Source organism: Gordonia sp. DT30 (assembly GCF_049844915.1).
Lineage (GTDB): Bacteria > Actinomycetota > Actinomycetes > Mycobacteriales > Mycobacteriaceae > Gordonia.
Map to the genome: position 1 here is coordinate 1 of NZ_JBNCLY010000037.1, position 23291 is coordinate 23291.

The 23291-nt window shown below is 60.8% G+C and carries 19 protein-coding genes; 10 read left to right on the forward strand and 9 right to left on the reverse strand.

The annotated features are described in order from the left end of the window. The 4 genes from ACLQ3C_RS20795 to ACLQ3C_RS20810 form a co-directional block, all read left to right on the forward strand. Positions 1–313: molybdopterin dinucleotide binding domain-containing protein (locus tag ACLQ3C_RS20795; RefSeq protein ID WP_425707000.1), on the forward strand; the 313-nt coding region annotated here is incomplete at its 5' end. Between the two features lie 468 nt (positions 314–781). After that, positions 782–2425: an IS21 family transposase gene (istA, locus tag ACLQ3C_RS20800; RefSeq protein ID WP_425707001.1), complete on the forward strand. Its 1644-nt coding sequence runs from the start codon at positions 782–784 to the stop codon at positions 2423–2425. Further along, positions 2406–3194: an IS21-like element helper ATPase IstB gene (gene istB, locus ACLQ3C_RS20805; protein WP_425707002.1), complete on the forward strand. Its 789-nt coding sequence runs from the start codon at positions 2406–2408 to the stop codon at positions 3192–3194. The genes istA and istB overlap by 20 nt, the downstream gene beginning before the upstream one ends. Before the next feature lie 9 nt (positions 3195–3203). After that, positions 3204–4331, forward strand: a complete 1128-nt coding sequence (locus tag ACLQ3C_RS20810; protein WP_425707003.1) for a sugar ABC transporter substrate-binding protein — start codon at positions 3204–3206, stop codon at positions 4329–4331. Positions 4332–4904: 573 nt separating this feature from the next. On the opposite strand, the gene ACLQ3C_RS20815 is transcribed toward ACLQ3C_RS20810, so the two are convergent. Further along, positions 4905–6833: a molybdopterin-containing oxidoreductase family protein gene (locus tag ACLQ3C_RS20815; protein ID WP_425707004.1), complete on the reverse strand. Its 1929-nt coding sequence runs from the start codon at positions 6831–6833 to the stop codon at positions 4905–4907. Positions 6834–6881: 48 nt separating this feature from the next. Further along, a complete protein-coding gene (locus ACLQ3C_RS20820) occupies positions 6882–7103 on the reverse strand; it encodes a hypothetical protein (protein ID WP_425707005.1) in 222 nt (73 codons plus the stop codon). A 341-nt stretch (positions 7104–7444) separates the two neighbouring features. On the opposite strand from ACLQ3C_RS20820, the gene ACLQ3C_RS20825 reads away from it, so the two are divergent. Beyond that, on the forward strand, positions 7445–8161 hold the full coding sequence (locus ACLQ3C_RS20825) for a TetR/AcrR family transcriptional regulator (RefSeq protein WP_425707006.1): 717 nt from the start codon (positions 7445–7447) through the stop codon (positions 8159–8161). 42 nt (positions 8162–8203) lie between these two features. Here the strand turns inward: ACLQ3C_RS20825 and ACLQ3C_RS20830 are convergent, their stop codons facing one another. The 7 genes from ACLQ3C_RS20830 to ACLQ3C_RS20860 form a co-directional block, all read right to left on the reverse strand. After that, positions 8204–8842, reverse strand: coding sequence for a PaaI family thioesterase (locus ACLQ3C_RS20830; RefSeq protein WP_425707007.1), 639 nt, complete (start codon positions 8840–8842; stop codon positions 8204–8206). A 2-nt stretch (positions 8843–8844) separates the two neighbouring features. Beyond that, on the reverse strand, positions 8845–10014 hold the full coding sequence (locus ACLQ3C_RS20835; protein ID WP_425707008.1) for an aromatic ring-hydroxylating oxygenase subunit alpha: 1170 nt from the start codon (positions 10012–10014) through the stop codon (positions 8845–8847). A 74-nt stretch (positions 10015–10088) separates the two neighbouring features. Continuing rightward, positions 10089–11666 (reverse strand): class I adenylate-forming enzyme family protein, encoded by a 1578-nt coding sequence (locus ACLQ3C_RS20840; RefSeq protein ID WP_425707009.1) that lies wholly within the window; start codon positions 11664–11666, stop codon positions 10089–10091. A 301-nt stretch (positions 11667–11967) separates the two neighbouring features. Beyond that, the gene (locus ACLQ3C_RS20845) at positions 11968–12999 is read right to left on the reverse strand and encodes an LLM class flavin-dependent oxidoreductase (protein WP_425707010.1); all 1032 of its coding nucleotides are present in this window, start codon (positions 12997–12999) and stop codon (positions 11968–11970) included. Between the two features lie 102 nt (positions 13000–13101). Beyond that, positions 13102–14193, reverse strand: a complete 1092-nt coding sequence (locus ACLQ3C_RS20850) for an LLM class flavin-dependent oxidoreductase (RefSeq protein ID WP_425707011.1) — start codon at positions 14191–14193, stop codon at positions 13102–13104. Further along, positions 14190–15371 carry a CaiB/BaiF CoA transferase family protein gene (locus ACLQ3C_RS20855; RefSeq protein WP_425707012.1) on the reverse strand — a complete coding sequence of 394 codons (1182 nt, stop codon included), beginning with the start codon at positions 15369–15371 and terminating at the stop codon, positions 14190–14192. The genes ACLQ3C_RS20850 and ACLQ3C_RS20855 overlap by 4 nt, the downstream gene beginning before the upstream one ends. Positions 15372–15505: 134 nt before the next feature. Then, a complete protein-coding gene (locus ACLQ3C_RS20860; RefSeq protein ID WP_425707013.1) occupies positions 15506–16996 on the reverse strand; it encodes an aldehyde dehydrogenase in 1491 nt (496 codons plus the stop codon). Between the two features lie 639 nt (positions 16997–17635). Here ACLQ3C_RS20860 and ACLQ3C_RS20865 point away from each other — a divergent pair. The 5 genes from ACLQ3C_RS20865 to ACLQ3C_RS20885 all read left to right on the forward strand — a co-directional run bounded on the left by ACLQ3C_RS20865 (position 17636) and on the right by ACLQ3C_RS20885 (position 23041). Beyond that, a complete protein-coding gene (locus tag ACLQ3C_RS20865; protein WP_425707014.1) occupies positions 17636–18790 on the forward strand; it encodes a sugar ABC transporter substrate-binding protein in 1155 nt (384 codons plus the stop codon). 5 nt (positions 18791–18795) lie between these two features. Beyond that, entirely contained in the window at positions 18796–20346 is a 1551-nt protein-coding gene (locus ACLQ3C_RS20870) for a sugar ABC transporter ATP-binding protein (protein WP_425707018.1), read from the forward strand. After that, positions 20343–21413, forward strand: a complete 1071-nt coding sequence (locus ACLQ3C_RS20875) for an ABC transporter permease (RefSeq protein ID WP_425707015.1) — start codon at positions 20343–20345, stop codon at positions 21411–21413. Before ACLQ3C_RS20870 ends, ACLQ3C_RS20875 begins: the two co-directional genes overlap by 4 nt. A gap of 122 nt (positions 21414–21535) precedes the next feature. Continuing rightward, entirely contained in the window at positions 21536–22225 is a 690-nt protein-coding gene (locus tag ACLQ3C_RS20880) for a TetR/AcrR family transcriptional regulator (protein ID WP_425707016.1), read from the forward strand. 30 nt (positions 22226–22255) lie between these two features. Next, positions 22256–23041: an SDR family NAD(P)-dependent oxidoreductase gene (locus tag ACLQ3C_RS20885; RefSeq protein WP_425707017.1), complete on the forward strand. Its 786-nt coding sequence runs from the start codon at positions 22256–22258 to the stop codon at positions 23039–23041. The last annotated feature ends 250 nt before the right edge of the window (positions 23042–23291 follow it).

A 23291-nucleotide genomic window follows, 5' to 3' on the forward strand; every position in this document is an offset into this window, starting at 1 on the left:
CCGAAAACCGCCTCGGACCAACCCGATCCGAGGCGAAACCCGCACACTGAACAACCGGCACGAAAAATCGAGGCTAGTTCGGAGCGCGTTCGGTGAGGTCACCGTCGGAGCCTCGATCGATCCCTACCTGCGCGAAGGTGTCGTTTCGATGGAGCATGGATGGGGCCTCCAGGACGGACTTCGGCTTTCGCGGGAGCGCCCTGGGGTGAACGTCAATGAGCTCATGCCGCACGGTCCGGGAACCTATGAGCCACTGTCAAATCAAGCACAATTGACCGGGGTTCCGGTAGAAGTCATCCGCCTCGAAGGGTGAACAGGACCTGAATCCACACCGGACGTCGAGCTCGGTTCCGAGCCAGTGCGTCCTCGTCACGTTTTGCTCGTGATGTGTCTTGCGCCACATGTGAAACGATGCTACTTTCTGGTAGTCGACATAGATGTCGACACCGAGTATCTGTTGGTGCACCCACTCATGGGTGGATGACTCGCACGAAACCGGATGGCACAGAGCATGTTCTGTCGATCGTCCGACGTGTACCACCTTGACCAAAGGGGATCTCTAGATGTTCAGTCACAAGGCCTGGCGGCGAGGCCAACTCGCAGCAACCGGTCTGGTAATGGCGACGTCGCTGATTCTGACTGCCTGTGTGTCATCTGCCAGCGTGAAGGGACCACTCTGAGCTAGTTTTTGCCACGAGCATGGGACCACTTGGATTGCCAGTTATGGGACCACCGGCGCGTTGCGTCGGTGGTCGTTCCGTTTGCCGTTCTGATGGATGGCATGGCTTACAGAGAGGTCCACGTGGAAGAGATCAGAGAGGTTCTGAGGTTGTGGTTGGGGGTGGCCGGGCTTGCTCCGATGGGGTTGAGGATGATCGCCTCACATGCGGGTTTGGACCGCAAGACGGTACGCCGGTATGTGGCCGCGGCGCAGGCGGCGGGTCTGACGCGGGAAGCCGGGGCTGAGGCGGTCACTGATGAGTTGATCGGCGCGGTGATCGAGGGGGTCCGTCCGTTGCGCCCGAATGGGCATGGCCAGTCCTGGCAGCAGTTGGAGCCGTGGGCCGACCAGATCACCAAATGGCTGGCCGGCGATCTGGGTGAAGACATGGTGACGTCGCGGAAACCGTTGACGCTGACCAAGGTTCACGAGTTACTTGCTCGGCAGGGTTGTGTGGTGCCGTACCGGACGTTGGTGCGGTTTGCCACCGATCGCTGCGGTTGGAGCCGCTCGAACACGACCGTTCGGATCGATGATGGGGATCCGGGAGTGGAGTGCCAGATCGATTTCGGCTATCTGGGCATGTATGTCGATGAGACCGGGGCTCGCCGCAAGATGCATGCGCTGGTGCTGACCGCGGTGTACTCGCGGCACATGTTCGTGTGGCTGACCCATTCTCAAACCCTGACCGCGGTCATCGAGGGATGTGAGGCGGCCTGGGAATTCTTCGGCGGGGTATTCAAAGTCTTGATTCCTGATAACATGAAACCAGTTGTTACACAGTCCGATACGCTCAATCCGCAACTGTCGGTCGGCTGGCTGGACTACTCCCAGCATGCCGGGTTCGTCACCGATGCCGCCCGCGTGCGCACGCCGACCGACAAACCGCGTGTGGAACGCACCATCCGGTACGTGCAGGACAACTTCTGGGCCGGGGAAGCATTCCGGGACCTCGCCGACGCGCAGACCGCGGCGCGTGCCTGGTCGATGAAGGTGGGCGAACGGATTCACGGCACCACCCGAACTCCGCCGTTGCAGCTGTTCACCACCGACGAGCTGCCGCAACTGTTGCCGCCCCCGGCCACCTATGATGTGCCGGTCTTCAAACAGGTCAAGGTGCACCGCGACTTCCACGCCTCGGTGTGTAACGCCCTCTATTCGTTGCCCGAGCAATGGATCGGGCAGACCGTCGATGTGCGTGCCGATGCGGTACAGGTGCGGTTCAGCGTGGGCGGGCGGGTGATCAAGACCCATCCCCGCATGCCCGCCGGCACCCGCAACACTGATCCCGACGACTACCCCGACCACAAGTCGGCGATGGCGATGCGCAACATCACGACCCTGATCGCCGCCGCGGACAGACATGGCACCCACATCGGCATCTACATGGCCCGTGTCCTCGATGATCGGCTCCCATGGACCCGGATGCGCGCAGGGTACGCCCTCCTCGGGCTGGTCAAGAAATACGGGGCCGACCCAGTCGATACCGCGTGTTCTCGAGCTTTGGACTTCGATGTCATCTCGGTCCTCAAAATCCGGTCCATGCTGGACAAAGCGACCGAGGCCACTGCCCCGATACTGCCGAAAGCCGCCGGTGAGCAAATCACCCGATTCGCCCGGAACGCATCCGAATTCACCAACCCGACACCGCTGACAGTCACCACCACATCTGAGGACACCAACCATGACCACCCGCACCGGTGAACCAATCGGCAACGAGCTACTCGGCCTGCTCAAAGCCCTCAAACTCGGGGCTCTCGCCGACACCCTGCCCGCACGCGCCGCGCTGGCCCGCCAACACAAACTCTCCCACATCACCTTCCTGGAAAACCTTCTCGCCGACGAAGTATCACGCCGCGAAACACGCAGCACCACACTACGATCCAAAAAAGCAGGACTCGACCCCACCATGCACCTCACCGACTGGCAAGCCCCCGACGACCTCCGCTACGACCACACCCTCCTCAACGACCTCGCCACCCTGCGTTTCCTCGACGCCAGCCAATCGCTGATCATCCAAGGACCCGTCGGAGTCGGAAAAACCCACCTCGCAACAGCATTCGGACACCTAGCGATCCGACGACGTCACACAGTCGCCTTCTCCCGCGCCGACAAACTCTTCCACCGCCTACGCGCCGCACGCCTCGACAACACCCTCGACACCGAACTCCGCCGCCTCACAGCCACCGACATACTCATCATCGACGACTTCGCCTTGCGGCCACTCGACGCCACCGAAACCAGCGACTTCTACGAACTCGTCATCGACCGCCACCGCACCAAAACAACCATCCTCACCAGCAACCGGGAACCCGCCGAATGGCTCGCCATGACCGCCGACACCATGCTCGCCCAATCCGCCATCGATCGACTCACCGCCAACGCCCACACCCTCACCATCGAAGGCCCCTCCTACCGCCAACGCACCCGCGCACAACTTGACGCCACCACCCACCCCGAGCATCCTCAATAACGCGCCAAGGTGGTCCCATCCTCCTGGCAAACCAGCGGTCCCATCACGCTGGCAAGTGACACCTGTGGGGGTTCTTCAGACGATGGAAGATCTAACTCGGCAGCGCCGTCAGGATCTTCGGATACTTCAGCCGAAGTCGCCAAAGCGGAAGGCCTGGTCAAACAGTTCGAAACCCCGCCTACCGGCATCGGTGTCGATACACCGCTGAGCGGGGCGCCCGCAAAGGGCAAGACCTTCGTGTGGATGCAGTGCGACGCACCGCAGTGCTCGGTCATCACCGGTCAACTGAAGGAGGCCACCGCCGCAGTAGGTTGGAACCTAAAGGTGCTTAACTACGAAACTGCGAATCCCGCAACGCTTGTCGGCGGGTTGAAGCAGGCATTGCAAGACAAACCCGTTGCAGTTGGTGTCGTTGGCTTGCCGTACGCCGTGTGGCAGAGTGTCATTCCCGACTACCAAAAGGCCGGCGTCGCGATCATCCCGCAGAACGTCGGTGATGTACCGCTCAGCGAGACCGTGCCGGCCAACATCGGCAGTGCCGAATCTACGGCCAAGGGTGGAGAGATGCTAGCCAATTGGTTCATCGCCGACTCCAAAGGAAAAGGTAAGGCGATCCTCTTCACGTCGCCCGAACTCGGACCGAGTAAGGCGTTCGTAGAAGGATTCAACTCTACCATCGAAGCAGGTTGTACCGGTTGTGACATAACAGATTTGAAGCTCCCGTACGCCGATGTCGCTGCCGGAAAGGCCCCTAGCGCCATACTCGCGAAGCTGCAACAGGATCCCTCGATCAAATACGTGATCTCGCACAACCAGGCGATCGCGGCGGGCACCCCAGAGGCGTTGAAGGCTGCCGGCCTCACCGACGTCAAACTCGCCGGCGGATCCGCACAGAAGTCAGAGGAAGCCGCGGTCAATTCCGGTCAGCTCGCCGCTGTGACCCCGACCTCGCTCAACTTCACGACCTGGCTCGTTCTCGATGCAGCACTGCGTTTTTCGCTTGGGATGGAACAGCCCAAAGATGTTCAGGTCAACAAGATGCTCATCACGAAGGCCCAGAACATAACCCCATCGGACTCGTTCGACTATCCGGCGGATTGGAAGGAACAGTTCAAGACGCTGTGGAAGGTCAGCTGACCCGACAACAGCAATTCGAACGCTTCGCCGTCACGAATCCCAGAGTTCTGTGCCAGCGAATCGTCCTGCGAGAAAGGAGGAGACACGAAATCGCCGGCCCGTCCCGTGCAGGGATGGACCGGCGATCGACCTCTGTCGGCAGGTGATCAGACGGACGCCGGCAACGCGGAAGGCATAAGACTCATCCGTACTGCGTTCATTCCCTACATGGCTCCGATGTAGGACATCGAGTCAATGACTCAATACGCCACGATACAAGTCACCGATGACATTCCGGTGCAGAATCCAACTTGCGAAGTTTCGACTGGATTTCGGAGAGTCGAACGGCTGAGGGTCTTCGAACTCCTGGCGCCGACTTACATGTCGATGCTCGACCTTTGACACGCATCACAAGTCCGTTTTGCAACGGCTCGCCTCGACGGCGTCGATCACCGGGGATCAAGCGAATCGCGTTCCTGCGCGCGAGCTGAGACGTCGTCGTCAAAAAGAACCCACCGACGTTGCGCTTGAGTCAAACGAGGCCAATTTTTCGGGTGGCTTAGGACGTTTGCCCCGCGAGGAAGGAACGAGTTCTCAGTTGTAGCCAGTCAATTCGTCCGACGGAGCACCCGCTACGGATACCGGTATGTTGCTCATCACAGGCTGTCCAGTGTGCGGCTGGAGTCTGTCCAGACCGACGATCAGCCCCAGGTTCGCACCGGCCGGGCGATCGCTGCGACGATCATCCGGGAGACCGCCGTAGGAATGCGTCATCGAGACCACCCCTCGGCGCAGGCGGCGATCGAGCCCGAGAATGGTTGTCAGTTCGCCCAGCGGGCTACGCACGAGCACTTCGTCGCCATCGGCGAGACTCCGCTCAGCGGCGTCCTCCGGGTTGACGTACGCGCGGTTGACCGATCCTCCGCGGGCGGTGTCGGGGTGGTGGGACGACGAGTTGAAGACATGCTGAACACGTCGTGGGATCAGGCGGAGGTCGAACTGGGGATCGGCCTGGATCTCGACACTCGGCGTTGCGAGCAGTTCGCTCATCATCATCTCGTTCCCGACATCCGCCCTTCCGGCGGTCTCGGGATCGGCGGGCTGGACCCGGCACTCTGGCGTGGGATACAGGGCACCACCTTCTGCCTGACGAACGACTTGGAGTGGGACTCTTGATCCTTCGGCCAAGATGTCTAACAGTTCGTCAGTGGTCGGCGCTGTCTTCATGTCCAGCGGCACTGGTTCCCTATTGGGCCTGTTGATGGCGAGTTGGAGTCCCATCTCGCGACCCACATCGTAAAAGAAGCGCCAGTCCTCGACCACCTCGCTCCCGGCGGGAGGTGCCACGACAGGTCGGGTGTACTGGGCATACGAGTCCGCGAGACCATATCCGATGGACAGTCCGGTCATCATGTCCATATGCTGCGTCATATCCGCCACCTCGAGTGGCATGGTCGGCGCGATCACGTAGTCCGCGACACGGGCGGTATTGGACATGTAGGGATCGACCTGCACGAGGAGATCGAGTTCTTCCAGTGCGTTGACCACGACGCGTTGTCCGGGCCATGCCGATGCCGGGTTTCCACCGCATGAGATCAGCGCGCGTACACGCGAATCATCATCGCGGGTGATTTCGGCGGGGAGGCCTGCGATAGGCGGACCGGCGGCGCTCGTAGTTAAACCCGAAGCGGTGAGGAATGGCTCGAACCCGGTGCCCTGCTTCGGCGGTGACATCTGCGCACGGTAAGTGGATGCCGGTTGGAGTGAGGGCGCGTTGCGCACCACCTCGCCTTCACGGGCGACATGTCCGCACAGTGTGTCGAGGCTGATCGCGAGATACTCGACGAGACTCCCTGGGCCCGACATGTTCGGTCCCGTGCCGACCGAGACGTAGCCTCGCCGCGACGCACCGAAAACCCGTGCGACCTCCACCAGGTCCTCCGCGCGGACATCGGCGATCTGTGCCACGACAGCAGGCGTGAAGCGAGACACCGTCTGCTGTAGTCGTTCCAATCCCTCTACGTGGCGGTTGACGAACGCTTCGTCGTAGAGCTTTTCGGCCAACACCACATTCAGTATTGCTGCCAGCATGGCCGCGTCGTGTCCTGGCAGGGGTTGTAGGTGCACGTCTGCACGTCGAGCCGTCTCGGTGTTGCGAGGATCTATCACCAGCAGGCGCATCCCTCGTTCACTCTGCTGACGAAGCCACAACGCGGGGTTGCCTCGAGGAGCACCTTGATAGGAAATCGGTGGGTTGATACCGAGAAGCAACGCGACTTCGGGATCCGAGTAACCCGACACGGGCGCCTGCCACCGACCGTGAAGGGCTTCGGCCACCTGCTTACCGGCTTTGTCGATCGTGGCTGGTCCGAAGCGCATTCGTGAGCCGATCGCGAGTCGAAGGGCGTCGAGCATTTTGCTGGTCGTCGCACTCGAGGTCGCCATCGTACCTGCGTAGAAAGCGATAGCATCTGGCCCGAAGTGCGTCCTGATGTAACTCAGGCGCGCGGCGATGTCTTTCACCGCAGTATCGAGCGGAGTTGGCGCATGCTCGCCATCGGCCCCCCGCTTCTACGAGTTCAGGAGCCTTCTGGGGTCCTGGAGTAGGACACCCTGCACTCGCCCTTTCAAACACGTATAGCCGTCGTACACGGCATTGTCACCGTGGCCTTTTATTGATTCCACGTGTTCGTTTAGGACAACAACGTCGAGGTCACACGCGTTGTAGCAGGCGCGGCAGTACGAACGTCTGACCTGTGCGCCCTGTTTGAGGACATTCGGTTCTTTAGACACTCGATCGTTCCTTTCAATACGCGCGCTGGCGAGTCAGGCCGGTGGAATCGAAGACTTTGTTCGCTTAGGTCGACGTGGCGCCGCGATTTCCAGATATAGGTACGAAACCGTCCCGTCTTCGAGGCGTCAGTGAGCTGGATCACGTCGCGCCACACAAGATTATCGACATGCATGTCGAAGCACAAGGCCAGATCCGACCGACGACCATGGACCAAGCGCACGGACCTCCCGATATGCGACTCGGCCGCACGCAAAACCGACTCAGATGTCGATAGCTCTATGATGGTGCAGTACTGCGTACAAATGTCGGCAACACCGAGCCCGCTGGTGCAGCGGTAGGCGTGCCGTTTCCTGATGAGGAGCCCGAGTTGGCGATCCCAAAAAGTGAGACCACCACGCGTGTGACCCGCGGCGGACACGTTCCCACCGGCGTGTCGGCGGACCGGCGGGTCAAGGCGGCAGAACGCATCACCAAAAAGTCCGAGATCACACGCCAGGCGCTCGTCGACGGTGCCCGCCAAGTCTTCGAGCGCGACGGATACATGGACGCACGGGTGACGGATATCGTCGCCCAGGCCGGCGTTTCACACGGCAGCTTCTATACCTACTTTCCATCAAAGCGCGAAGTGTTCCAAGAGGTAATACGGCAAGTAGACCTACTGATCAGAGAGGCCGTGGCCCACGCACCGGAGGACGTGCCCGGGCAGACAACAGCCAACCTCGAAAACGCCAACCGGCGTTACCTACGCACCCATCACCAGAATGCTCGAATACTGGCATTGATGGAGCAGGTCGCGACCGCCGATCCCGAAGTCGAGAAGTCCCGCCTCAGCGGTCGCGCGATGCACGTCAAACGCATCGAGCGGACAATTCTCGCACTTCAGAAACGCGGCTTGGCTTATACCGACATCGATCCACGCACCACCGCCGGCGCACTTGTCGCGATGTTGGCAAGCTACGCGCACTGGTCAACGCTCGACGACCCCTACGACGAGGATCTGACAGCCAAGACCCTGACCCAAATCTGGGTCAGAGCCATTGGCCTCCACGAGAAGTGAGCGGCGTCTAGCACCACTCCCGGACAGCGACCGCACAAAGTCTCATTGCTGTCCTGGCAGTAGCGCCAGGAAAAGCCCGTTCGCTTCAGCAAGAATCGTGTCGCCGTCCATAAGGCTGCCCGTCAAATACCGTTTGCGGCCCTTCTCTTCGACCACTCTTCCGAAGAGAGTGAGTTCGGTGTCAACGGGAGTGATGTGGCGGTAGTCGATCTCGAGGTGCACGGTTCGAGATCGAGAACGGCCCGAGTTCGCGAGCCCACCCAGCAACGAGTCAAACACCAGCGATACGGCCCCGCCGTGCGCAGCTCCGCCGCCACCGAGGTGGAATCGCCTGAATACAACCCGCGCTTGCACCTCGTCGGTATCTGAATGATCGAAGACAATCTCAGGGGTGAATGACTGTGCGCGCCCGGATACTTCAAGCACGCGGTTGAACAGTTGCCTGTCTTCACCGACCGCAAACGGGGCAATCATATCGACCATCCGCGCGAGTGCAGCTTCTATCTGATGACTGACGCCGGGCGGCGGCACGGAGCCGGCAACAGCGTCCTGGAACCTCCGCACAGCGTCGATCATCGAGGTGTACGCGTGACGGACGTCTGGATCATTCCGATATCCGTCCGCTGGCGCCTCTTCGAACCAGCGGAACGGGATCGATCCTTCAATGTCCGACTGCGGCACGGTTATCCGGTGATTCCGTCGAGCTCTATGCCGAGATCCTTGGCCAACTGACGGTGAAGATGCTGGCAGGGCTGCTCATTGCGTCCGTACAAGTAAGTACCGTCCGGCCAGGCCTCGGAGTTCTGCTGGATCGTGAGCTCCATGGGCCAGTCGTCGTTGACCGCAGCATCCTCAAGGATCTCCCAGCTCTTCGCCATCCGTCGCTGTCCCCGTTCGCTTGCGAGATGCTCGGCGTCCGCGAGGAAGCGAATTTGCGTTGTCGAGCGATTGGCATTGTGCGGATCGGGCCACACTGTCCATAGTTCGACGTGGTCCGGTGCTGCAATCACCATCGTGTTCGGGTATACGAACAGGTTGCAGCTGATCAGTTTCCACGCCGCCTCGATCTCTTCGCCTGCACGAATCAAGTCACCCATCTTCGTTCTCGGGCTGAAGACCTGGCCGTGACGGCCGTAGTCCTTCCACACGCTCGTATTGGTCTCGATCAACTTTCCGACACCCTCGGGGTGCAGGAACTTCGGATGCAGGACGTCGATCGCACCGTCGAGAACGACTTTCCAGTTGATGTCGAGAGTGAAGGACTTGTCGAGGTAGATTGCCGCGTCTTCGAGATCGAACGATGCCAACTGCTCGTTGACCTCAGGGCCGAGCCAGTCGGTGATGTTTCGCTCGGAATCGCTGGAGAAGTCCGCGAACAGGAACCCATGCTTTTCTTCGACCTTGAACAGATGCAGGCTGTTCCGGTCACGGTCAACATTGGTGTAGAACTTGTCGTAGGGGACTCCACGCAGACCTCCGCCGTCCCCGCTGTAGCTCCAACCATGGTATTTGCAGGTGAAAAATCGCTTACTCCCGCACTCGGCGTCCTCGACCCGCCCGCCGCGGTGCCGGCAGATGTTGACGTAGCCCGCAGCATGTCCGTTCGACTGGCGCGAGACGATCACTGGTATGCCCATGACCTCCCGGGTGATGAAGTTGCCGGGCTTGGCGATCTCAGAACTGCGCCCGATGATCACCGGGAGCCGTTTGAGGAGATCCCGCTCCAGCACTGCACGTTCCTCGCTGACGAAGTCCGAGATCGGAACTCGAAGTTCTTCGGCCGCCTGGTCGGTGGTGTCGTTGCGCAGATGAGTCGTGAGCTGTTCGGCGACTTCATGCTTGACTGAGGTCATTCGTCAATCCTTCTGGTGGTGGCCCGCAGGCTGAGCGGACCTAGTTGGGCAAAATGGCGCAGTGGAGAAGACCCCTAGAGCGCCGGCTGAGATCCACTTTTCGCTTTGTCCCGGCTGCCAGACAGTGCGACGGCGTCCGTCGGTAGCGCTTCGAACTTACGGCGCAAGGCGCCTTTCTCGATCTTTCCGGACAGAGTCCGTGGCAAGGGGCCACCGAAGCTCACCATTGCACGAGGCCGCTTGTAGTCAGCCAACTCCTGTTGGCATAGGAGGGCGAGCTCCTCTCTGTCGATCTGGGACGTATCCGGCACCACCATGAGTGGCACGTTTCCCCACTTTTGGTCGGCGACACCGATTACTGCGAGTTCGTCGACGTTCGTCAATCCCGAAAGAGCCCGTTCGATCTCAGCGGGGTAGATGTTCATTCCCCCGGAGATGATCAGGTCGTTTCGACGGTCGACGATCTTCACGTACCCGTCGGCGTCGACGAATCCGAGATCACCGGTACACAGCCATCCGTCGACCAGGGTGGATGCAGTTTCCTTGGGCAGGTTCAGATACGCCTTCATCACTGCCGGGCCCCGAAGAAGGACTTGGCCAACTTCGCCCACCTCGGCGGTGGTGGCGTCGGCGCGAGCGATCTTCACCTCGTGGAACAACATCGGCCGACCGGCGAAACCGGCCTTGGACCATGCCTCGTCGGGGTGCAGGATCAGAACGCACGCGCCCGAGATTTCGGTAAGGCCGTACGCCTGGATCAGTGGCACATTCTGTTCGTTCCATGCGCTCAGGAGCGCGGGCGACACGGGCGCTCCGCCAATCCAGACTCGTTTCAGACTCGACAGGTCTCGCTTGTCAAAGGTCGGAGACGCGAGCATCCGTTCCATGATGATCGGCACCGACGACATCGTCGTGATTTTGTGGCGCTCGATGTGATCGAGGGTCGACTCCGGATCGAACTCGCTGACGAGATATGAGGCGGCTCCGGCCATGAAACCGGTTTCCATGAACTTCGTCAGGCAACCGCTCGTGTAGACAAGCGGGTTGGTCACCAGCAGTCGATCGTCGGGAGTGAGTCCGTTGGGGATCACCTTCGCAATCCCGGCAGAGATCACCCCGGCATGTGTCACCAAGGCGCCCTTGGGAAACCCCGTGGTACCAGAGGAGTAGACCAGGAATGCCGTCGCATCGGGTTCGATGTCCATGTGGGGCGAACAAGAACCCTTAGAACGCAACGTATCCAAAGCAAGGACGTCGCCACCGTCGCGCGAGTAGATCGCGATCTCCGGTAGTTCCTCCGCGACCACGGACATACGGTCCAGGAACCGCTTTTCGGTGACGATGATCTTAGCCGCCGAATCCCGCAGCGGATGCGCCAACTCACGCCCGGTCCAGCGAATGTTCAACGGTGCGACGGTCCCGCCGACCTTGAGCGTGGCGAACAGAACCTCGACGAACTCGAGGCAGTTGGTGGTGACCAGTGCTACGACGTCACCCCTACCCACCCCCGCAGCGGCAAGGCCGGCAGACAACTCATCGGTACGCTGATCGAGTTCAGACCAGGTGTATTCGACACCCTCGCAATGCACCGCCACCTTCGCCGGTTGCCAGCGAGCCCAGAAACGAAGTACTTCCACCAAATTTTGATTCACACCATCACCTCATGACTTGTCGCTGCCGGGCGACCTAAATGTCCGTGCATCGCTTGCACTCGTGTCACTCGGTGTCTCGCGACGTGAGTTTGCAACGCGCGTGCGGAGCCGATCTCCCGCAAGCGAATCGTGGTCTTACCCCTGTAGGCTGAACTAGTTACGCGGCCTGGCCAGTGGCTGATTTCCGACCAGACGACTGCGAAGCAGGAACGCCTCGCGCTTTCGTTCTTTTCGATATCTATGTCGAGACTATAGGCGTCGGTCCTGCTGAACGTCAAGGGATTTGCGCCGCCGACCCGATTCATGACCATGAGTTGACCACCGGGAGAACATGGCGGACGAGGTTGTCATGGGCTTCACCGCTCGCACCCTCGCGCGAGAAATCTTCCGTAAAAAAGAACCGCGTGATGCCGAGGTCACGAAGAGTCTTCAATCGCTCCAGGCACTGTGCGGGTGAGCCTATGACGGCATTGCGTTCGGCAAACTCTCGCGTCAGGGTCTCGACGTGCTGTGCGTCTGTTCGCCCATGCGCAACCATGTCGTAGTTCCCATGAAGTTTCTCGAGTACCGCCGTGTCCGCCCCTGCACCGACACCAGTCACGGTTCCATTCATGACCGAGAATCGAGAGAAGCTCGCAAGCTTGCCCGCTGTGATCGCTGCGGCACGGTCGATGTCGTCGTGGACGGCGACGTTGATGAAGGCCGCCATCCTCAGAGTGTCCGGATCCAGGCCGGCGTCGACGCGGGCCTTCCTGGCAATATCGACTGCGCTTCCGATCCGACCGGGATCCGCGCCAACTGAAAAGGACACACCGTCGCCGAGTGTGGCACCCATCTGGATCATTCTCGGTCCGGTGGCTGCTATTCCGACCGGGACCTTCTTCTGCGAGGGCCGCAGCCACCGTAAGCTGCTGGCCTCGGGTTCCTGGCCGAGGCCGAGTTCGGAGATGCTGGGTTGTCCTGCCGGAACAAATGACGGGTCGAAGTCGACCTCGCCCCCCGAAAGATACGTCTGGAGAGCAGTGATGTAGCGACAGAAGGGCGCCACCTTCATTCCCGCGAAGCCGAGATGGGCCAGTGCCGAGTCGCCCCGGCCGATCTCCATGACCGCCCGGCCACCGGTTTCCGCCTGAAGCGTAGCCATGGCGCCGGCAAGCACAGCGGGGTGTCTTGTCACCGAGTTGGTCACGCCCGGCGAGATGAGTATCTGCTCGGTGCGTGCCGCACACATGGTCATCTCGACGATCAGTTCGGCCGCCAGATTCTGGGAGTCGGGTAGCAGTATTCCCGTCCACCCCTCCTCTTCTGAGCGAATCGCCTCTCGTGCAGCCACTTTCGGAAACGTCGGAAGCAGAGTCCATGTCTCAACAGACATAACGACCTCCCAGGTTGGTTGTTTTCGGAGCTGATGGACAGGCCTGGGTATCAGTCGGCCTCATTGGTGTGACAATTCACTCGCCGGCTTTCGCAGAGCATTCGAGAAGAAGGGGACGACTTCGTTGTCGAGTATCGTCCGTGCCCTCTCGGCCTCGACTGCATCTGCGCGGCGCCCGACCGGAAAGACTACGAACTTGCTGATACCGAGCTCTTCCAGTTCGCGCAGTCGCCGGACGCACTCTTCGGGCGTGCCCGCGATTCCGTGGGTCGCGACAAATCTGTCCGAGATACCAGCAGACTGATGTGACCCTGCGGTGCCGTGCCCATTCATGTCGTAGTTGCTGTGGATCGAAGACAACACTTTCTGTGAATCTGAATCCGCCGGACCGTTGACAACGCCGTGCATCACCGAGAACCTTGCCGTCGACGCCAAGACACCACGAATCAGTCTGCGCGCCACCGCGGGGTCGTCGTGTGCCACCACGTTGACGAATGCCCCGACCGGGCGTTCGCCCAGCGCGCGGACCGTTGTGACCGCCCAGTCGACCCGTTCCGGATCGGCGCCCACTGCAACCATCGCACGTTCGCCAACTCTGCTTGCAATAGCCAAAACCTTCGCACCGCTGCCGGTTATCTCTAGTGGAACGGCCGGATCTGATTCACGAAGCCAACCGAGGGAGCTATTCAGCGGATTGCCGGCCAGCCCGAGGCTGTCGATCGACGGCACCGAACCCACGAGGAACTGGTGGGCCTCTTCAAGGGTCAGTGGCTCTCGGTTGAGGTAGCGTCGGAGGGCTCGGACGTAACGTTCGAAGTACTTGAGTGTGGCCGGGCCTCCACCGATCTGGGCTGCCGAAGAGTCGCCCCGACCGATCGTCAGAGTCATCCGGCCGTTCGAGATCCGCTGCACGCTGGCCGCGGAGGCGGCGGCGAGAGCCGGATGACGAGTCGTCGGGTTGGAGACTCCGATACCGAGCCCGAGACGAGTGGTCGCGAGGGCTGCGACTGTCAGTGCCACGTAAGGTTCCGGCGAGCGATTCTGGGAGTCGGTGACATGCATCCCGTCCCATCCGTGCGACTCGACCGACTCGGCGATCTCCGCCATCCTTTCGAGGTCCTGGGACATCTCGATTGTCCATATTTCGGTCATGCGTGCTCCGATTGCGCCCGATTGTTCAGGATTGTCGTGGTGTCCGCACCCAGCATCGGTGCAAGGTGCGGCGAGAAGCCCTGTCCCCGAACCTTGATCGGGGTGCCGGTGAGCCGTAACGGTTCACCCCCCGGCCCCTCGACCTCGTAAATGTTGTCTCGAGCCAAGAAGTGGGGATCTGTTGCCAGTTCCGCATGAGAGTTCACGGGTAGCGCAGGGATGTCGTTGGCGAGAAAGACTTTCATCAGGTCTACGTAGCGTCGCTGTGCGAAGAACTCGATCAGTTGGGCATGAACAGTTCTGTCGGCCTCGCCCACCTCATCGGCGGATGCGTAAATCTCGATGAGGTCTGGCCGATCGACGACGTCACAGAAACGAAGCCAGTATTTCTCCTTGATCGCCTGGAACATGATTGTTCGACCGTCAGATGTCTCGTACGGCGTCAGGCGGGGCCAATATGTCATCTTGCCGTCGTCGGATGCGAAACCGGGTCGCGCCACAATCGAATCCGCGTTCAGTCCAGGGTCTACACCCGTCGGCAGCCAATGGGCCGCGCAGTCTGCTGCTGCGATCTCCACCATCGCTCCAAGCCCGGTTCGCTCGGCACGACGAACTGCAGCCGTCGTAGCCAGGGCTGCGTAGAGACCCATCGCGTACATCCCGACCGGCGTACCCGGCGACTCCGGAAGCGAGCCGTCCGCTCGCTTCAACAAACCGCCGAATCCGTCGTACGACGGTCCATGAGAACCCTGTGTATGGTAGTCGCCCCAACTCCCGAGTCCTGACAGAGAGCAGAAGACCAACCTAGGGTTGACCTTACGTAGCTCGTCGTATCCCAGTCCCAACCGCTCCAGGACGCCCGCCCGCATCCCTTCGATCACAACCTGGGCGTCGGCGGCCAGCTCCTTGAACGATGCAACCCCGCCCGGTGAGCCGAGATCGAGGGTGATGCTTCGCTTCCCACGATTCCAGCGCAGGTGCAAGAACCCGACGCCATTGGGTCCGCCCACCGCGTATGGTCCACTGAACCGGACGGGATCGCCCACATCGGGTGCTTCGATCTTGATGACCGACGCTCCCAGGTCCGCGAGGTGGCCACCGAGCGCGTCGGGGCCATACTGCGACACCTCGAGAACCGTGACGCCGTCCAAGAAGTCAAAACCTGGCAATATCTTCATCCTTTGGTATACGAGACGCAGCTAATGCATTGGTGGCGTCGAAATAATGAGGCCGTCGTGCCACCCGTCGCCCCGTGCGGTAATCGATCAGCTTTCGGCGCACCATTGCTACCTCAATGGCAATGACCGAGCGACTATATTGTTTGTGAGGCATGGGTTTTCGACCGCTCCGAGGAGTCCTGGTAGAGCCCCTCCATTCCCGGTGCGAGGTTGATCGTTTTGAGCTCGAAGAACGATTCAAATCCTTCTTGTCCCGAGTCACGCCCAATTCCGGACGCCTTGACGCCACCGAACGGCGCCCGGTTGTTGTAGACGTAGTTGTTGATCGAGAACGTTCCGGTACGAATGCTTGCGGCAACCTTCGCAGCGCGGTCGAGGTCTTCCGTGAACACCGCACCATGGAGGCCATAGTCGGAGTCGTTTGCCATTGCGATCGCGTCGGCCTCTGTGTCATAGGGAATGACGACGACCACCGGTCCGAAGATCTCTTCTCGCGCAATCCGCATGGAGTTGTCGACATCGGCGAACACGGTCGGTTCCACGAACCAGCCGGTGTCGAGGTCTGCAGGCCTGCGTCCTCCGGTGACCAACCTGGCGCCTTCCTTGATGCCCAATGCCACATACGATTCGACGCGATCGCGTTGACGCTCGGTGACCAGTGGCCCCAACGTGGTGGCGCTGTCGAAGGGGTCGCCGGTCTTCCAGTCGCCGGCAGCGGCGACGAGAGCTTGAACCACCTCGTCATATCGGCTGCGTGGCGCGAGCACTCGACTGAGCGCGACGCACACCTGACCTGAGTTCATGAAGCAACCTTTGGAGATCCCGGCTCTGAAGGTGTTGATGTCGGCGTCCTCGAGCACGATTGCGGCGGACTTGCCCCCGAGTTCGAGTTGAACGCCTTTGAGATTCTGGCCGCAGACCGACGCGATCGCGCGACCGGCAGCCGTCGAGCCCGTGAATGAGACCTTGTCGATCTCCGGACTGTCCACCAATGCCTGTCCGGTTGCCGCTCCACCTGTCACGACGTTCAGAACGCCGTCCGGCAGGCCGGCCGCTTGTAGCGCGTCGACCAAGGGTGCGACGTCGAACGGGGTTTCGGGCGCAGGCTTGAAGACGACTGCACATCCAGCGAGGATTGGGGTGACGATCTTGTTGACCGCCATCGCGAACGGCCCGTTCCACGGCGCGATGGAGGCGACAACTCCGACCGGTTCTCTCACAACCGCAGTGCTCCCGCCATCGGATCTGACGTCCTGCAGTTTGGTCCTGAAGGCAAGCTCGCACAGGAAATGCATCGAATCCACGGTGCGGGTCTGGATGGCGGTCGACAGCGTGATCGGCACACCCATTTCGGACGTCACCAGGGCCGATATCTCGTCGATACGTTGCGTAAGGGTGTCCGCTGCCCGAGTCACCACCGCTACTCGTTCGGACATTTCCAGATGCCGCCAACTTCCATGGTCGAAAGCGTTCCGCGCCGCAGCGACCGCGGCCGCGACGTCGTCAGCAGTCGCGTCCGCAGCAACGCCGATTTCCAACCCTGTCGACGGACTGATCACCGAGATCACGTCAGTTCCCTGGGACGATCTCCACTTGCCATCTATGAACAACGAGTCTGTGGGCATACGGCTCCCCTTCGCGAGAGATGGTGGCGAGACGTCGATTTCGCTGGCACCACCGAAACAGAATCTTTTCGACACTGATGTCGATTTCGTATGCTACACGTCACACCTGCGCGCCGCAACGGTCCACATCACCTGGCGACGACCGCTGAGCACGACGCATCGCGAGCCATCTGAGCGCCGACGGCCGCTGATCGGGCGTTCGCGCGCATCAACGATCTGCAGTCCCCGCTCAACTCGGTGGGTCACAACCGATCCGCTCGCGCGCACTATCGATTCTCACCCGGACCCGGATGACTTCAACGACCAGGTCTCACGGAGAGGACGTCGACATGAAGACTCAATATCATTCATTCACAAGTCATTTGGTGTCGCCGCCAAATCCGACGGCTCTCTGCGACGACTGACGACACAGCAGTAACAGCAGAGCGTGGCAGTGATGGCCGTCGAGATTCTACAAAATTGTGTCTTGCGCCACACATGCATCGATGCTAGCTTTCCCGTAGTCGACATATATGTCGATAAATTAAGCCGCCTCCGGTGCACCCAATCCTGGGTAGTCGGCACGCATGGAATCGCTTGTCGGAGCAGCAATCCGAGGGCTCCGGCTGATGTGTATCACCATGAACGAAAGGGCTCTGGATGTTCAGTCACAAGGCTTGGCGGCGAGGAAAACTCGCCGCGACCGGCCTACTATTGACGACGTCATTAATTCTCACCGCCTGTGGGGGCTCTTCAGACGACGGCGGTTCTGACACAGCCGCGCCGTCGGGCTCTTCGGACACCTCCGCCGAGGTTGCGAAGGCCGAGGCTCTCGTAAAGGAATACTCGACCCCTCCCACCGGTATCGGCGTCGACACCCCGCTCACCTCCGCGCCGGCCAAGGGCAAGACCTTTGTCTGGATGCAATGCGAAGCACCGCAGTGCTCCATCATCACGACTTTCATGAAAGAGGCGATCGCGGCCGTCGGCTGGAACCTCAAAGTTCTGAACTTCGAAGCCGCCAACCCGGCAACCCTCGTCAGCGGCCTGAAGCAGGCACTGCAGGAGAAGCCGGTCGCTGTCGGGTTCGTCGCTCTCCCCTACGCCGTCTGGCAGGGCGTCATTCCAGATTACGAGAAAGCCGGAGTCGCCCTCATACCGCAAAACGTCGGTGAAGTTCCTCTCAGCGCGACCGTTCCTGCCAATATCGGTGGCCCCGACGCCACCGCGAAGGGCGCAGAAATCCTCGCGCAGTGGTTCATCGCAGACTCCAAAGGCAAAGGCAAAGCCCTACTGTTCAGTACCCCCGAGATCGGTACCAGCACGGTCTACCGCGATGCCTTTGTAAAGACCGTCGAAGCCGGCTGCGCTGAATGCGAGGTGAAGGATCTCAAGCTTCCGTACGCCGACGTGGTGGCAGGTAAGGCATCCAGCTCCATCATCTCCTCGTTACAGCAGGACCCGGCAATCAAATACGTGATCTCACACAATCAGGTCAGCACCGCCGGAACACCCGAGGCCCTGAAGGCCGCCGGCCTGACGGATGTGAAGTTGGCGGGTGGATCTGCTCAAAAGGCTGAAGAGGCTGCGGTCAATTCAGGTCAGCTCGCGGCTGTGACTCCAACGTCACTCAACTTCACGACATGGCTGGTTGTCGATGCCGCGCTGCGGTTCTCGCTCGGAATGGAGCAGCCCAAAGACGTGCAGATCAACAAGATGCTGATCACCAAAGCCAGCAACGTGACACCTTCCGATTCGTTCGACTATCCGGCCGATTGGGAAGAACAGTTCAAGACGTTGTGGAAGGTCAGCTGAGTCCGGTGACTACCTTGCCTCGCGATGACGTTACTGCCCCGAATCTGCAAATCACCGGGGTACGCAAGACCTTCGCCGGGACTGTTGCTCTCGCCGGTGTGGACCTCACAGTCCGCGCCGGCGAGGTGCACGCACTCTTGGGTGAAAACGGTTCCGGGAAATCAACGCTGATCAAAATCCTGTCTGGATTCCACAAACCCGATGCAGGCGGTCAGATCACGATCAGCGGAACGGAGCTGCCGTTCGGCAACCCGGCGGCATCCCATCGGCTCGGCGCGCGATTCGTCCATCAAGACCTCGGACTCATCGCCACCTCATCGGTCGCCGACAACCTGTGCCTCGGCACCAAGTTCCCGACGCGTCTGGGAACCATCGGTGCCCGCACCCTGCGCCGAACTGCCAGTGAACTTCTGGCGGTCGCCGGACTCGACGACGTCGACCCTGACTCGCCGATATCTGCATTGTCACCGGCGCTGCGCACAGGTGTTGCGGTGGCCAGGGCACTACGGGCAGATCCGTCGGCCCCCGCCCGCGTTCTGGTCCTCGATGAACCGACCGCCACGCTTCCCGACAGCGATGTCGACAAACTACTCGCCACAGTGCGCGCGGTCGCAAGCCGCGGCGTAGCGGTCATCTACGTGACCCACCGCATTGACGAGATCTTCGATCTCGCTCACGAAGTGACGGTGCTTCGCGACGGACGCAAGATCGCCGAACGGCCGGTGGCCGGCCTCACCCGACCTGATCTGGTGGGCCTCTTGGTGGGTGAGGAGTTCGCTCGCACGAGCCGCGCTGCGACCGCAACCTTCGATGATGACGGCGAGACTGTACTCTCCGTGAAAAATCTTGTAGCCGAACATATCCACGATCTGAGCGTCGACATCCGGTCACATCAGATCACCGGGATCGCCGGGATCACAGGATCCGGGCGCGAGGGTGCACTCGCGGCGGTCTTCGGTGCGACACCTCGCGACGGCGGTACGGTGACGGTCGACGGAAAAGCGGTGCCAAAGTCCAACACTCGAAGCGCCATTCGAGCCGGCACCGCATTCGTACCGTCCGATCGCAAAAACCTGGGTGCCCTGATGACGCTCACGGCTCGCGAGAATTTGACGCTTCTTGACCTTGCTCCCTTCTGGAATCGCTTCATGATCCGGCGCAACAAGGAGGACGCCGAGGTCAGCTCATGGTTCAAGCAACTCGACGTGCGCCCCGCCGACGGAGCCGAGATGCCCATGGCGAGCTTCAGCGGCGGCAATCAGCAAAAGGTCGTACTCGCCAAATGGTTACGGCGCCGACCTCGCCTGCTTCTGCTCGACGAGCCCACACAGGGTGTCGATCTGGCAGCCAAGGAGGCAATCCACCAGCAGCTGTTGCATGCTGCACTCGACGGCGCCGCAGTTGTCGTCAGCTGTTCCGACACTGACGAACTCGCCGCCCTCTGTCATCGAGTTCTGGTCCTGCGACGAGGACGTCTCGTTGCTGACATCGAAGCCAAAAATATATCTCCCGAACGTATTTCGCGTCTCATACACGATGGTGGTGCTATCTCATGACCCGACCGACAAAACTTCCGTCACTCGGATTCAATCGCTTCAGCGGCCTCTACTTGTGGGCCATATTCATCATCACTTTCGCCATTTGGGTCCCCGACCTGTTCCTGACTACGGTGACACTGCACACCGTGGCAGATAGCCAAGCCGTCGCCGCGATGCTGGGTATCGCGATCGCCATCCCATTGGCCGCGGGCACATTCGACCTCTCGGTCGGCGCCGTGGTCGGGTTCTCGGCGATCGTCGTCACGGCCTTGCAGTCCAACCACGGATGGGGAGTGTGGTCCTCGATTGCAGTGGCGGTGGGCCTTTCTCTGGTGATTGGCGCTCTCAACGGCTTGGTCGTTGTGGTCTTCAAGGTGAACTCTTTCATCGCAACGTTGGGCAGCTCATCCATCGTCGGCGCCTTCATCGTCATCGCTGCCGGTGAATCTCAGCCGCTGCCGCCTGTCTCGGAGACATGGAACAACCTGACGCAGGTCCAGTTCGCCGGTGGATTCCAGATCATCGTTTTATACCTTCTCGTGCTAGCCCTCATCGTCTGGTGGGTGTTGGCGAAGACGCCCGTCGGGCGTTACCTCTACGCAATCGGCGGCAATCCCGAAGCCGCTCGCCTCTCCGGCGTCAACGTCGGTGGGTGGACGTGGATGTCGCTGATCGCGTCTGCTGGGATCAGCGGCGCGGCGGGGGTTCTCTACGCGTCGCAGAACGGTCCATCCCTGACCTTTGGACCGGCCCTGCTGTTGCCTGCATTCTCTGCGGCATTCTTGGGATCCACGCAGTTCACACCGGGCCGTGTCAACATCTGGGGCACCCTGCTGGCGGTGTACGTGCTCGCGACCGGCGTGAAGGGCCTTCAGCTGGTCACCGGCGTGCAGTGGCTCCCCGCGATGTTCAACGGAGTCGCCCTCATCGCGGCCGTCGCCTTCGCCGGATGGGCGGCACGCAAGACAATCCGTCGTGAGCGACCTGAGAGCGACGCAGCACACCCAAACACGCTCCATCCCGATCCTGACGACAGTCTTCGAGAACGGGAGCCGTCCACAACGGCAGCAGCCAAACAACCGTAGACGTCCCGTAACAGAGTTGAGGCCGCCGGTAATCCCTTGTCATGGGGGGATTGCCGGCGGCGTCTCGAACTGGCAGGGCAGTCGCCGCGGTACAGCGGCACACAGAATGCGAGGAATGCGCTGTGGCGATACCGCAGAACGGGAGTGAGAGTCGCGTGACCCGGGGTGGACACATTCCCACCGGGGTCTCGGCCGATCGACGAATCAAGGCAGCAGAACGCATCACCAAGAAGTCGGAGGCCACACACCAGTCCCTCGTCGACGGTGCTCGTGCGGTGTTCGATCGCGACGGATACATGGACGCCCGTGTATCGGACATCGTTGCCGAGGCCGGGGTGTCCCACGGGACGTTCTACACCTATTTCCGGTCCAAAAGTGAAGTCTTTCAAGAGGTCGTGCGCCAGGTCGATGATCTAATCAAGGAAGCTGTAGCCCAGGCACCGGAAGACGTGCCCGGGCACACGGCGGCGAATCTGGAGAAGGCCAATCGTCGCTATTTGCGAACGCATCACCAGCATGCGCGAATCCTCGCGCTGATGGAGCAGGTCGCTACGGCCGATCCAGACGTTCAGGCATTTCGTTTGAGCGGACGTGCACTACACGTGACGCGCATCGAGCGGATCATCCGTGCGCTGCAGGACCGCGGGCTGGCTTACACCGATATCGACCCACGAACGACCGCTGGAGCCCTCGTCGCGATGCTGGCCAGCTACGCACACTGGTCGACGTTCGACGAGCCCTACGACGAAGATCTCACCACCCACACGCTGACTCAGATCTGGATTCGCGCTATCTTGATGAGTGACGAATAGTCCACTCCCCCAATTGAAAGGCAGTAGCACATGGCTGTCGAGTCGGCTCCTCAGAAGTGGCAACACGATGACGCACTACCGGCGCGCAGCGCACTGGTCACGGGCGCATCACGCGGAATCGGCCTGGAAATTGCTCGACGATTGGCAGGCGAAGGATTCGACCTCACCATCTCCGCACGTCGAGAAGCGGGGCTTCTTGAGGCTGTAGAGATACTGCGGACCGAAGGTAGCGGCACCGTTCATGCGGTGGTCGCGAACCTCGCTACGGCGACGGAGGTGCCCGGCCTCGTCGATGAGCACGAGCGCCGGTTCGGCGATCTCGACCTTCTCGTCATGAACGCGGGAGTTGCCGCAGCAGGCACGGTCGGGGAAATGTCGATGAAGAACTACGACCTGGTCATGAACGTGAATCTTAGGTCTCAGTTTCTCATTGTCCAACGAGCACTTCCTCTGCTGCGCAAAGCATCTGCACGCAATCCCGCCACGGGAGCACGGATCGTGGCGCTGGCATCGATCACCGGAGTGGCCGCCGAGTCAACGTTGTCGGCCTATGGAGCAAGCAAGGCCGGTCTGATCTCACTGTGTGAAGCCGTGTCTCTGGAAGAATCAGACAACGGCGTGAGCGCCACCGCACTGTCGCCAGGCTTCGTGGCCACTGACATGACCGCACAGATGCCCGACAGTGTCGAGCCGGACACGATGTTGCAGTCATCCGATGTCGCCGAAATGGTCGTTGCACTGACACGGATGTCTGCTAAAGCTGTGGTCCCGAACATTGTCATCTCCCGTGCTGGGCCTGCCATCTGGCGGGCCTGAGCCGCCGACCCCTTCAGGGACCGACTGCCCTGGTCCAGCAGTGCCCAGACGCCATAAGGCAGCGTTCTCGACCGACTCCATCGAGAACGCTGCCAGCATCGCTTCGACCCTAGCCTCGATCTTTCGTGTGGCGACGCTGCGTGATGGTTGAGCCCGGATGGGTGGTCTGAGGGCCGATTTCCGGGGTCGGGCCGTGTGTGGGTGCCCGAGCGTCGGTGGGCGTCGGGGTTCACGGCCCCGAGGTGGGTGT